Source organism: Streptomyces sp. NPDC050610 (assembly GCF_040654875.1).
Classification (GTDB): Bacteria; Actinomycetota; Actinomycetes; order Streptomycetales; family Streptomycetaceae; genus Streptomyces.
This window is the reverse complement of record NZ_JBFAIV010000053.1, coordinates 1-11989: the sequence shown is the minus strand read 5'-3', so window position 1 is coordinate 11989 and position 11989 is coordinate 1. Positions and strand designations below refer to the sequence as shown.

Annotated in this window: 10 protein-coding genes; 7 read left to right on the top strand and 3 right to left on the bottom strand. The window is 73.1% G+C overall.

Annotation, left to right across the window (positions count from 1 at the left end; all coding sequences use genetic code 11):
* Positions 1-7 precede the first annotated feature (7 nt).
* Genes AB0I22_RS36835 through AB0I22_RS36810 form a run of 6 tightly spaced genes read left to right on the top strand, consistent with a single transcriptional unit; the run spans position 8 to position 5799 of the window.
* A complete protein-coding gene (locus AB0I22_RS36835) occupies positions 8-1075 on the top strand; it encodes a glucose-1-phosphate thymidylyltransferase (RefSeq protein WP_363135387.1) in 1068 nt (355 codons plus the stop codon).
* Between the two features lie 48 nt (positions 1076-1123).
* Positions 1124-2131, top strand: coding sequence for a dTDP-glucose 4,6-dehydratase (gene rfbB, locus AB0I22_RS36830; RefSeq protein WP_363135386.1), 1008 nt, complete (start codon positions 1124-1126; stop codon positions 2129-2131).
* Positions 2128-3042 carry a dTDP-4-dehydrorhamnose reductase gene (rfbD, locus tag AB0I22_RS36825; RefSeq protein WP_363135385.1) on the top strand — a complete coding sequence of 305 codons (915 nt, stop codon included), beginning with the start codon at positions 2128-2130 and terminating at the stop codon, positions 3040-3042. Before rfbB ends, rfbD begins: the two co-directional genes overlap by 4 nt.
* Positions 3030-3692, top strand: a complete 663-nt coding sequence (gene rfbC, locus AB0I22_RS36820) for a dTDP-4-dehydrorhamnose 3,5-epimerase (RefSeq protein WP_363135384.1) — start codon at positions 3030-3032, stop codon at positions 3690-3692. The genes rfbD and rfbC overlap by 13 nt, the downstream gene beginning before the upstream one ends.
* Positions 3689-4732: an iron chelate uptake ABC transporter family permease subunit gene (locus AB0I22_RS36815; protein ID WP_363135383.1), complete on the top strand. Its 1044-nt coding sequence runs from the start codon at positions 3689-3691 to the stop codon at positions 4730-4732. Before rfbC ends, AB0I22_RS36815 begins: the two co-directional genes overlap by 4 nt.
* The gene (locus tag AB0I22_RS36810; protein WP_363135382.1) at positions 4729-5799 is read left to right on the top strand and encodes an iron chelate uptake ABC transporter family permease subunit; all 1071 of its coding nucleotides are present in this window, start codon (positions 4729-4731) and stop codon (positions 5797-5799) included. The genes AB0I22_RS36815 and AB0I22_RS36810 overlap by 4 nt, the downstream gene beginning before the upstream one ends.
* Positions 5800-5914: 115 nt before the next feature.
* On the opposite strand, the gene AB0I22_RS36805 is transcribed toward AB0I22_RS36810, so the two are convergent.
* From AB0I22_RS36805 to AB0I22_RS36795, 3 genes are all read right to left on the bottom strand, one after another.
* On the bottom strand, positions 5915-7012 hold the full coding sequence (locus AB0I22_RS36805) for a Glu/Leu/Phe/Val dehydrogenase dimerization domain-containing protein (protein ID WP_363135381.1): 1098 nt from the start codon (positions 7010-7012) through the stop codon (positions 5915-5917).
* Between the two features lie 325 nt (positions 7013-7337).
* Entirely contained in the window at positions 7338-8018 is a 681-nt protein-coding gene (locus AB0I22_RS36800; RefSeq protein ID WP_363135380.1) for a response regulator transcription factor, read from the bottom strand.
* Between the two features lie 221 nt (positions 8019-8239).
* A complete protein-coding gene (locus AB0I22_RS36795; protein ID WP_363135379.1) occupies positions 8240-10147 on the bottom strand; it encodes a Xaa-Pro dipeptidyl-peptidase in 1908 nt (635 codons plus the stop codon).
* 184 nt (positions 10148-10331) lie between these two features.
* On the opposite strand from AB0I22_RS36795, the gene AB0I22_RS36790 reads away from it, so the two are divergent.
* Complete coding sequence (locus AB0I22_RS36790; protein ID WP_363135378.1) at positions 10332-11834, top strand: M1 family metallopeptidase; 1503 nt, start codon at positions 10332-10334, stop codon at positions 11832-11834.
* Positions 11835-11989: the final 155 nt, after the last annotated feature.

Sequence of the window (11989 nt, the reverse complement as noted above, 5' to 3'; positions counted from 1 at the left end):
CCCCCTCATGAAGGCACTTGTCCTCTCCGGAGGCACCGGCAGCAGGCTGCGCCCCATCACGCACACCGCGGCCAAGCAGCTCGTCCCCGTCGCCAACAAACCCGTGCTCTTCTACGGCATCGAGTCGCTCGTCGCCGCCGGGATCACCGACATCGGCATCGTCGTCGGCGACACGGAGGCGGAGATCCGGGCGGCGGTCGGCGACGGCTCCCGCTTCGGGGCCCGCGTCAGCTATCTGCCGCAGACCCGCCCGCTGGGCCTGGCGCACGCCGTGCTCATCGCCCGCGACTGGCTCGGCGACGACGACTTCGTGATGTACCTCGGCGACAACTTCGTCGTGGGCGGCATCACCGAACTGGTCGAGGAGTTCCGCGCCGCCCGCCCCGACGCCCGCATCCTGCTGACGAAGGTCGACAATCCCAGCGCATTCGGCGTCGCCGAACTCGACCCGGACGGCGCGGTGGTACGGCTGGAGGAGAAGCCCAGCGCGCCGCGCAGCGACCTCGCGCTGGTCGGCGTCTACCTCTTCACCCCGGCCGTGCACGAGGCCGTACGGTCCATCACGCCGTCCGCGCGCGGCGAGCTGGAGATAACCGACGCCATCCAGTGGCTCGTCGAGGACGGCCGCACCGTCCGCTCCACCGTCATCAGCGGCTACTGGAAGGACACCGGCAACGTCACCGACATGCTGGAGGTCAACCGCACCGTGCTCGAAGCCATGCCGCCCGCCGTGCTCGGCACCGTCGACGGGGAGAGCGAACTCGTCGGCCGGGTACGGGTGGAGGCCGGCGCCAGCGTCGTGCGCTCCCGGATCGTGGGCCCCGCGGTCATCGGCGCGGGCAGCGTCGTGCGCGACTCCTACATCGGCCCCTCCACCTCGGTCGCCGACGACTGCCTGATCAGCGACAGCGAGGTGGAGTTCTCCATCGTGCTCGACGGCTCCCGCATCGAGGGCGTCGGCCGGATCGAGGGCTCCCTCATCGGCCGTACGGTCCGGGTGACCGGCGCCGCCCGCGCCCCCCGCGCCCACCGCCTCGTCCTCGGCGACCACAGCCAGGTCCAGATCACCCCCTGACGCCGCGCAGACCCGACCGCCTGACCGCTCATCACCTCCTGGACACCCATGAGAATCCTCGTCACCGGCGGGGCCGGCTTCATCGGCTCCCACTTCGTCCGCACCCTGCTCGGCCCCGAGGGGCCCGGCGGAGCGCTCGCCGTCACCGCCCTGGACTCCCTGACCTACGCCGGAAACCTCGCCAACCTCCAGACAGTGCAAGGCGATTCACGCTTCACCTTCGCCGAGGGCGACATCCGCGACGGTCGGCTCGTCGACTCCCTCCTCGCCCGCCACGACATGGTCGTGCACTTCGCCGCCGAGTCGCATGTGGACCGGTCCATCGCGGGCGGGCAGGAGTTCGCGTCGACCAACGTGCTGGGCACCCAGGTGCTGCTGGAGTCGGCGGTGCGGCACCGCATCGCGCGTTTCGTGCACGTCTCCACCGACGAGGTGTACGGCTCGATCGCCTCCGGGTCGTGGGACGAGGACCGGCCGCTGGCCCCCAACTCCCCCTACTCCGCGTCGAAGGCGGGCTCCGACCTGCTCGCGCTCGCCCACCACCGCACTCACGGGCTCGACTTGTCCGTGACCCGCTGCTCCAACAACTACGGCCCGTACCAGCACCCCGAGAAGGTCATCCCGCTGTTCACCACGCGGCTCCTGGACGGCGGCAGCGTCCCGCTCTACGGCGACGGCGCCAACGTCCGCGACTGGCTGCACGTCGACGACCACTGCCGCGCGCTGCGGCTCGTACTCGACGCCGGGCGGCCCGGCGAGGTCTACAACATCGGCGGCGGCACCGAACTCAGCAACACCGAACTCACCGAGCGGCTGCTGGCCGCCTGCGGGGCCGGCTGGGAGCGGGTCGAGCGGGTCGCCGACCGCAAGGGCCACGACCGGCGCTACTCCGTCGACTGGTCGAAGATCCGCACCGAGTTGGGCTACCGGCCGCGCCACTCCTTCGAGGACGGGCTCGCCGAGACCGTCGACTGGTACCGCGCCAACCGGTCCTGGTGGGCGCCCGCCCCGCGAGCGGCCGCACAGCCGGCCGGAGCGCGTGGTGAGCGCCGGTGACCCGCTGGCTGATCACCGGCGCCGGCGGGATGCTCGGCCGCGACCTGTGCCGGCTGCTGACCGCCGAGCGCGTCTCGGCCCTCCCGCTGACCCGCCACGACCTCGACCTCACCGACGAGCGGGCCGTCGCCTGCGCCCTGCACCGGGCCCGCCCCGCCGTGGTCGTCAACTGCGCGGCCTGGACGGACGTCGACGCGGCCGAGTCCGACGAGGAGCGGGCGCTGCGCGTCAACGGCGAGGCGGTGCGGGTGCTCGCCCGCGCCTGCGCGGCCACCGGCGCCCGGCTGCTGCACGTCTCCACCGACTACGTCTTCCCCGGCGACGCCGACGCGCCCTACCCGGAGGACGCCGAGCCCGGCCCGCGCACCGCGTACGGGCGGACCAAACTGGCCGGTGAGCGCGCGGTGCTCGACGAGCTGCCGCGCGCGGGCACGGTCGTGCGCACCGCCTGGCTGTACGGGCCCTACGGCCGCAACTTCGTGCGCACCATGGCCGAGCGGGCCGCGGGCGACGGCACGGTGCACGTCGTCGACGACCAGTACGGCCAGCCCACCGCCACCGGGGACGTCGCGCGCCGGCTCCTGGCGCTGGGCCGGGGCCCGCTGCGGCCGGGCGTCTTCCACGCCACCGCCGGCGGCCGCACCACCTGGTACGAACTGGCCCGCGAGGTCTTCCGGCTGGCCGGCGCCGACCCCGGCCGGGTGCGGCCCATCGACAGCGGCTCGCTGGGCCGCCCCGCGCCACGCCCCGCGTGGAGCGTGCTGGGCCACGACCGGTGGGCGGCGGCCGGGCTGCCGCGGCCCCGGCACTGGCGCGACGCGCTGCACGCCGAATTCGCCGCCGTCACCGCGGGCACGGCGGGCATCAACGGAACCGAGCGAACCCAAGGAGGGGCGTCATGCGCCCGATGACCATCGAGGGCGCGTGGACGCGCGAACCGCAGATCCACCGCGACGACCGGGGCAGCTTCCACGAGTGGTTCCGGGCCCCGGACTTCGCCGCCGCCGCGGGTCACGCCCCGCTGCTCGCGCAGGCCAACTGCTCCCGGTCCCGGCGCGGCACGCTGCGCGGCGTGCACTTCGCCGACGTGCCGCCGGGCCAGGCCAAGTACGTCACCTGCGTGCGGGGCGCGATCCTCGACGTCGTGGTGGACCTGCGGGTCGGCTCCCCCACGTACCGCGCGTGGGAGGCGGTGCTCCTGGACGACGAGACCCATCGCGCCGTCTACCTCTCCGAGGGGCTCGGCCACGCCTTCATGGCGCTCACCGACGACGCGACCGCCGTCTATCTCTGCTCGACCGGCTATCACCCGCAGCGCGAGCACGGGGTGCACCCGCTCGATCCGGAGCTGGGCATCGAGTGGCCGCGGGGCGTCGCGCCGCTGCTGTCGGAGAAGGACGCCGCCGCGCCGTCGCTGGCGCGGGCCGAGCGGGACGGGCTGCTGCCGTCGTACGAGGAGTGCCGCCGCTTCCGCGCGGGTGCGGGCGCGGGCGCGGGCGATGGTGCGGATGTGGGCTCGGGCTCGCGTGCGGGCGGCGGCCGCGAGAGCAGCGCGGCGTGACCGCGGCCCTCGCCGCCCCCGAGGCCGCGCCGCCCGCCGCGCCCGGCGCCCGGCGGGCCGTGCGGGCCACCGGGCTGCTGGTGGGCCTGGCGCTGCTCACGGTGGCCGTGCTGGCGAGCATCGCCGTCGGCGCCAAGCAGATTCCGCTCGACCAGGTGTGGCACGGCCTGTTCGAGGCGACGGGCACGGAGAACGACCACATCGTGCGGGGGCTGCGGCTGCCGCGGACCGCGATCGGCGTCGCGGTGGGCGCGGCGCTGGGGCTGGCGGGCGCGGTCATGCAGACGCTGACCCGCAACCCGCTCGCCGATCCGGGGCTGCTCGGCGTGAACGCGGGCGCGTCGGCCGCCGTGGTCACCGCGATCAGCCTGCTGGGGGTCACCTCCTTCACCGGCTATCTGTGGTTCGCGTTCGCGGGGGCCGGGGTGGCTGCGGTGGCGGTCAACGCGCTGGGCGGCAGCCGGGCCGCGACGCCCGTACGCCTCGCACTGGCCGGCACCGCCGTCAACGCGGCGCTCTTCGGGTACGTCAACGGCCTCCAACTGTGGGATCTGAGCGCGCTGGAGACCATGCGGCACTGGTCGATCGGGACCCTCGCGGGGCGCCGCGGCGATCTGCTGATGCCCGCCCTGCCGTTCCTGGTGGCGGGCGCGCTCCTCGCCCTGGCGCTGGCCCGGCCGCTGAACGCGATGGCGCTCGGCGACGACACGGCGCGCTCGCTGGGCGCGCACCTCGGCCGCACCCGTGTGCTGTCGATCGTCGCGATCACCCTGCTGTGCGGGGCCGCGACGGCCGTGTGCGGGCCGATCGGCTTCATCGGGCTGATGATCCCGCACGCGGTACGGGCGTTCTGCGGGCCGGACACCCGCTGGCTGTTCCCGTACTGCGCGGTCTTCGCGCCGGTGCTGCTGCTCGGCTCGGACATCGTCGGCCGGGTGCTCGTACCGCCGTCCGAGATCGAGGTCGGGGTCGTGACCGCGTTCCTCGGCGGCCTGCTGTTCATCCAACTCGTCCGCCGGCGCAAGGTGGCCCACCTGTGAACGTCCTGCGCGCACCCGCGCGTCCCAAGGCTCCCGCCGTCCTGATGGTGCGCACGCGCGGCGGGCTCTCGTTCCGCTTCCGGCGGCGGGTGCTGCTGGTCTGCGCGGTGCTGGCCGTGCTGGGGGCGGCCCTGACGGTGCTCTCGCTGGGCATGGGCGCGTACGAGCTGAGCCCGGCGGAGGTGGTCCGCACGCTCTTCGGCGACGGGCCGCCCGGCGCGGACTTCGTGGTGAACGAGTTGCGGATGCCGCGCGTCCTGGACGGGCTGCTCGCCGGGTTCGCGATGGGCATGAGCGGCGCGGTGTTCCAGTCGCTGTCCCGCAACCCGCTGGGCAGCCCGGACATCATCGGCTTCGGCAGCGGCGCGTCGGCCGGCGCGCTGATCGCGATCATCGTGCTGGAGGCGGGGACCGTGCAGACCGCCGTCGGCGCGGTGGCGGGCGGGCTGGCGACCGCGTTCGCGGTCTACCTGCTGGCCTGGCAGCGGGGCGTGCACGGCTACCGGCTGGTGCTGATCGGCATCGGCGCGTCGGCGGTGCTCTCCTCCCTGACCAGCTACCTGTTCATACGGGCCGACATCGGCAAGGCCGCGGAGGCGGCCACCTGGATGATCGGCAGCCTGAACGGGCGCGGCTGGAGCGATGTGCGGGTGGCGGCGCTGGGGATCGTGGTGCTGGTCCCGGTCGTGCTGGGGCTCACGCGGCGGCTGTCGATGCTGGAGATGGGCGACGAGGCGGCGGCCGCGCTGGGCGTCGCGCCGGAGCGCAGCCGTGTATGGCTGCTCGCGACCGGTACGGGGCTGACGGCGATGGCCGTCGCGGCGGCGGGCCCGATCCCGTTCGTGGCGCTGGCCGCTCCGCAGCTCGCCCGGCGGCTGACCCGGTCGGCGGGGCCGAACGTGCTGCCCGCCGCGTGGATGGGCGCGGTGCTGGTCACCGCCGCGGACTGGACGGCCCAGCGGGTCTCGGGGTCGGCGATCCTGCCGGTCGGGGTGGTCACGGGCGTCGCGGGCGGGCTGTATCTCGCCTGGCTGCTGCTGCTCGAACGCAGGTCGGGGCGGCTGTGACCGGCTCCGCCGGGCGGTCACTGGGGAGGGCGGCGACCACTCCGCCCGGCGGACGCCGTCGCGGCCGGGGCGCGCGCCGCGCGGCCGTCCATCCCCCGCCGCACCGCCCGGCGGTCTATCTCCCGCCGTGGCGGCGGGCGGTCCGGAAGGGCTGCCAGAAGGACCGCAGCGCCCCGATGGAGCGCAGCCGCTCCTCGGCGAGGAGTTCGGCGGCCCGTTCGGTGCTGATCCCCTCGGCCGCCGACCGCGCGAAGATCTCCAGCAGCCGGTCGGGGATGGCCCTGACGCGGGCGCGGGCCCGTTCCGCCACGGGGCCGCCCTCGTGCAGTTCGTCGACGACCTGGATGAGGCCGCCGGCGTTGACCACGAAGTCGGGGGCGTAGAGGATGTCGCGGTCCGCGAGCGCCTGGGCGTGCCGGGCGGCGGCGAGCTGGTTGTTGGCGGCTCCCGCGACGATGCGGCAGCGCAGGTCGGGGATGCTCGCGTCGTTCAGGACGCCGCCGACGGAGTTCGGGCTGAGGACGTCGACGTCGAGGCCGTAGAGCTTCTCGGGCTCCAGGGCCACCGCGTCGTAGGCGTCGGCCGCCCGCTCGGCCGCCGCCGCGTCGATGTCGCCGACGTACAGCTGGGCGCCGTCGTCGTGCAGCAGGGCGGCGAGCCGCCGTCCGACCTTGCCGACGCCGTCGACGGCGATGTGCCGTCCGGCCAGTACGTCGGAGCCGTCGCGGTGCAGCAGGCACGCCTTGATGCCGAGGTAGAGGCCGTACGCGGTCATGACGGCGGAGTCCCCGGAGCCGCCCTCGACGGGCTCGGTGCCCCGGGCCCAGCGGGTCTCGCGGCCGACGACGGCGAGGTCGGCGGGGGTGGTGCCCATGTCGCAGGCCGCGATGTAGCGGCCGCCGAGGCTCTCCACCGCCTGGCCGTAGCCGCGCAGCACGGCTTCGGTCTTCAGGCGGGCGGGGTCGCCGATGACGATGCCCTTGCCGCCGCCGATGTCGAGCCCGGCACAGGCCGCCTTGTACGTCATGGCCTGGGAGAGCCGCAGGGCGTCGTCGAGGGCCCGGGTCTCCGAGGCGTACGGCAGGAAGCGGGTGCCGCCGAGGGCCGGTCCGAGCGCCGTGGAGTGGACGGCGATCAGGCACTTCAGGCCGCTGGCCTCGCAGGCGGTGAACAGCACCTGTTCATGGCCGGCGAAGCGGTCGAACACCGACATGTGAGCCCCCCGGCGCCGAGTGGCGTGCTCGATTCGTGTCTGGTCCCGCAGCCCTCTTGTCCATGAGCGGACCGCTCCGCCCCTCGCGTCGGCAGGGCCCACCAGGGCGGCGGACGGAGCGGTGCCGTGGGCCGCGCGCCGCACCGCGCGGGGGCTGCTCCGGTTTCCAGCGGTGCGGCGTCGATGACGTCCCCCTGCCCGAGAGCGTCTGGTGGACCAGCCATCCTAAACGGGCTTCAACTACAGGACATTGTCCCGACGGGCACTGTTCGCCGAACCCGTTGTCCGATCGGTCCCGCCCGGTGGTTCCGAAGGACCGCTCCGCTCAATCGCGGTGCGCGGCCTGGGCGTTCAGCCGGTGCCGGAACGCGAACAGCGCGGCCCGCACCCGGTTCGGTTCGTCGATCTTCCGCATCGCACCGGCCAGGTGCTTCTTCACGGTGGTCACGGCGAGATGCAGCTCCGCCGCCATCTCGCCGTTGCTCAGCCCCTGGGCCAGCAGTCCGAGCACGGCCGTCTCGCGGTCGGTGAGCGAGTGGAGCGAATGGACGGACGGCGGACACTCCTCGTCCGCCGTGCGCCGATCGGCGAGCAGCCGCCGCAGCCCATCGCCGGGCAGGCAGGCGACGCCGCCGTGGGAGACGAGCATGACGGCGCTGACGAGCGCCCCGCGGGCGGCGTCCTGCGTCACGCAGCCGCTGCCGCCCGCGGCCAGCACGTCGGCGAAGCCGATCCCGTTCTCCGGGCACTCGACCAGGAGAACGGCGCTGTCCGGGGCGCATCCCGGACAGCGCAGCCGCTTCATCAGCAGCGCGAGCTGGACGCGGTCCAGCCCGCGGAGGTTGATCAGGATGACATCGGGTTTCAGCCGCTCGGCGAGGTCCACCGCGGCGTCGGGGCCCGCCGCCTCCCCGACCACCGTCAGGTCCGGCGTCCGCGTCAGCAGCGCCTCGAAACCGGCCCGCGTCACGGCCTGGTCATCGGTCAGGAGCAGCCGTACGCCCATCGCGCCCCCCGTGGATCCGGCCGGCCTCTTGGAGTCGCCGACGCCGGCGGATGGGCTCAGCGTAGACGCGGGGCGGGTATCGAACCAGACATCCGGCGGAAACAGGGCGGTGCGGCGGGCCGCCGGGCGGACTCGGGGAAGTGCGGTGCGTCTGCGCGCCGTGGGGGCATGCCGCTACTTCTACCTCCCCGAGCCCGCCGCTCAGGAACGCTCAGGAGCGCTCAGGAGCGGGAGCCGCCCGATGTGGCCCGTACGAAGGCCGGGTAGCCGCCGACCACCGGCACCTGGGCCGCGCTGTCGGCGAGGTCGACCGTCAGCTTCGGGGCGGTGTCGGCGGGTTCGATCAGCCCCTTGTCGGTGCCCGCCACGATCAGCGCCAGCCGGTGGCCCGCCGGGACGACATGGTCGCTCGCGGCGAGGTCCAGGGTGATGCTGTAGGGCTTGCCGGGTGTCAGCCGCTGTCCGTGCCAGAGGTCGGCGTAATGGCCGAGGTCGGCCCAGCCCCGGCTGAAGACGGTGTGGCCGGTCTGCTTCGTGTCGGCGGCGGTCCGCTTGTAGCAGGCGCTGTCGCCGGGCGTGCTGCTGCCCCAGCAGGTGCGGTCGGCGAGGGTCGTGATGCCTTCGCCCGCGCCCTCGTAGTCGCGGATGGTGTCGGGGCCCAGGTCGACGAGGACCGCCGAGAGGTGGGCCGAAGAGGTGGACGGAGTGACCTTCAGGGCGACCTTCGAGGAGCCGGACACGCGCAGATCGCGCCCGAGTACGGGGGTGACGAAGCCGGTCTTGGACGGGGTCGACCGGTCGATGTCGGTCGCCCAGTCCTGCTCGTTCAGCTTCGGGTCGTCCGTGAACGAAGCGGTGGCCCCGGCCGGGGCGCGCTTGACGCCGAGCGTGCCGACGCCCGCGACCGGGCCGTTCGCCGGGCGGAGGGCGGTGGCGGAAGTGCCCTGCGGCGGCCAGCTCCGGTCGGTGCTCCACTGGTCGGGGTGGCGCTCGATGTCGGCCATCGGCTCGCGCTCGACGCCGTTGCGGTAGCCGAGGAGGTAGTGGTCGAACCAGCGGTGCAGCGTCTCGGTCCACTCGGCGCGGCGGAAGTCGAACGGGTCCACGTGGCCGGTCTGCGAGAGCCAGATCTTCCGCTCCACGCCGTTCTGCGCGAGCGCGTCCCACCACTGGCCGAAGTGCTTGGTGCGCACGTTGAGGTCCTGCATGCCGTGCACCACGAAGACGCTGGCGCGCACCTTGTCGGCGTTCGGCACGTAGTCGCGCTCGGCCCACAGCGGGGTGAAGTCGCCGTTGCGGGGCGCGCCCTCGACGAGCCTGCGCTGTACGGCCTGGCAGCGGGCGCGCGCCTCGGAGCTCTCGATGCCGTTGGAGAGCTGGTCGGGGCCGCCGTCGTAGAGGGCGGCGCCCTTGGCGAAGTAGTAGTCGTACCAGGAGCTGATGCCGCCGATGGGCACGATGGTCTTGAGGCCGTCGACCCCGGTCGCGGCGACTCCGTTGGCGACGGTCCCGTCGTAGCTCTTGCCGATCATGCCGACGGCGCCGGTGGTCCAGTCCGCCGTCACCGCCGCATCGCCCGTACGGTCTCGATAGCCGCGGGCGCGCCCGTTCAGCCAGTCGACGACGGCCTTGGCGGACTGGACGTCGGAGCGGCCACCGACGTCCACGCAGCCGTCGGAGCGGTTGGTTCCGGCGAGGTCGACCAGGACGGTGGCGTAGCCGCGCGGCACGAAGTAGTTGTCGTAGAAGAGCGGGAAGAGGACCGGTTTGCCCTGGGCGTCGTAGGTTTTCTTCTGGCTCTCGTTGCCTCGGCCGCAGCAGGAGTAGTAGGGGCTGGCGTCCATGATCACGGGCACCTTGCGGCCCTGCTGGGCCGCTTCCCGGGGCCGGACGATGTCGACGGCGACCCGGTCCTTCTTGCCGTTGCCGTCGCCGTCGATCCCGGTGTCCACCCACACGGATTCCCGTATCGCGTGTGCGTAGGAGTTGACGGGTCTGCTCTGCCCGCCCGAACCGGTCTGCGCCGCGCTCGCGGCGCCCGGTGCGAGGAGCACGGCCAACAGGGCGGATACGGTCGCCAGGAAGAGGACTTTCCAGGGGATGCGGGTCTGCCGCGTGCGTAGGGACACGGCGGGACCGTAGCGCGAGTGAACTCCTGTGCAGAAGGGGGCGAACGGCTTGCTTGTGGGGCCGGGCGGGCTGTTGATGTCTGCGGGATGACGGTCATATGACATGACGCGCCATGGACAACTCCCGGCCCCGGTGAGTACATAGGCTTCGAATGATCGTTCTCCCCAACGAGTTGGAGGATTCGTGCGTCACAGACTCATCGTCCCGAGCGCCGCCGCCGTCGCAGGAATGCTGCTGGCGATCCCCGCTTCGGCCGCCGGCGCGTCGCCGGGCGCGCCGGGCATCGGGGACCCCTACTACCCGGACTCCGGCAACGGCGGCTACCACGTCTCCCACTACGACCTGCGGCTCAAATACCAGCCCAAGACGGACGAGCTCCAGGGCACGGCGACACTGCTCGCCACCACCACCCAGGCGCTCTCCCGCTTCAACCTCGACTTCGCGCTCGACGTGAGCGAAGTCCTGGTGAACGGCAAGAAGGCGAAGTTCGCCCGGTCCGGCGCCCACGAGCTGGAGATCACGCCCTCCGCCGCGCTCGACTCCGGCAAGCAGATCAGCGTGGTCGTCCGCTACCGCGGCGTCCCCTCCAAGGTCAAGGTCAACGGCAGCACCTCGTGGCAGCGCACGCCGGACGGCGGGGTCGCGGCCCAGGAGCCCGAGTCGGCCTGGTGGTGGTTCCCGAGCAACGACCACCCGCGCGACAAGGCCACGTACGACGTGTCCGTATCCGTGCCGGACGGCACCCAGGCGATCAGCAACGGCACCCTCCAGTCGAAGTCCTCCAAGCTCGGCTGGACCCGCTACAACTGGCGCTCCAGCAAGCCGCAGGCCTCCTACCTGGCCACGCTCGCCGTCGGCAAGTTCGACGTCACCACGGACACCACCGCGAGCGGCCTGCCCGTCATCAACGCCTACAGCAAGGACCTCGGGGCGAACGGGGGCGCCGCGAAGGCGAGCGTCGAGCGGAGCGCCGAGGTCGTCGACTGGCTCAGCTCCGTCTTCGGCCCGTACCCCTTCGACGCGGTCGGCGGATACGTGCCGAACGTGCCGTCGCACTTCGCGCTGGAGACGCAGACCCGGCCGTTCTACAGCCCCGGGCAGTTCGCCAAGGGCGCCAACGTCTCGGTGGTCGTGCACGAGCTGGCCCACCAGTGGTACGGGGACAGCGTCTCGGTCAAGAACTGGCGCGACATCTGGGTCAACGAGGGGTTCGCGAGCTACGCGCAGTGGCTGTGGTCGGAGAAGGAGGGTGAGGGCACCGCCCAGGAACTCGCCGACTACACGTACGCGCAGTACCCGGCGAACGACCCGTTCTGGACCGTGAAGCCGGGCGACCCGGGCGCGGACAAGCAGTTCGACGCGGCCGTGTACGACCGGGGGGCCATCGCGCTCCAGGCGCTGCGCAACAAGGTCGGTGACAAGGACTTCTTCGCCATCCTCAAGGGCTGGCCGGCCGCCCACCAGTACGGCAACGCCTCGGTGCAGGACTTCGTGAAGTTCGCGGAACAGGTCTCCGGCAAGCCGCTCGCCTCGCTCTTCGACACGTGGCTGTTCAGCACGGAGCGACCGGCTCCGCCGACTGCGGCCAAGGCGGGTCTCGCGGCCCGTAGCACGCACGACAAGCCCGCCCAGCCCAAGTCCTGGAAGAAGATCCAGGCGGCGCGGAGCGTGCACGGGAAGCACTGACGGCGGTACGGGCGGTACAGGCCCTCCGCGCTGCTCGGGGCGGGCGGCGCGGGGGGCCTTCGGCCGGTGGTGGGTGCGGGGCCGGGCCCTACGGGGTGGGGTCCTCCACCGCATATTTACGGGCCGCAAACCCGGAAACGCCATCTCCCCCGGCA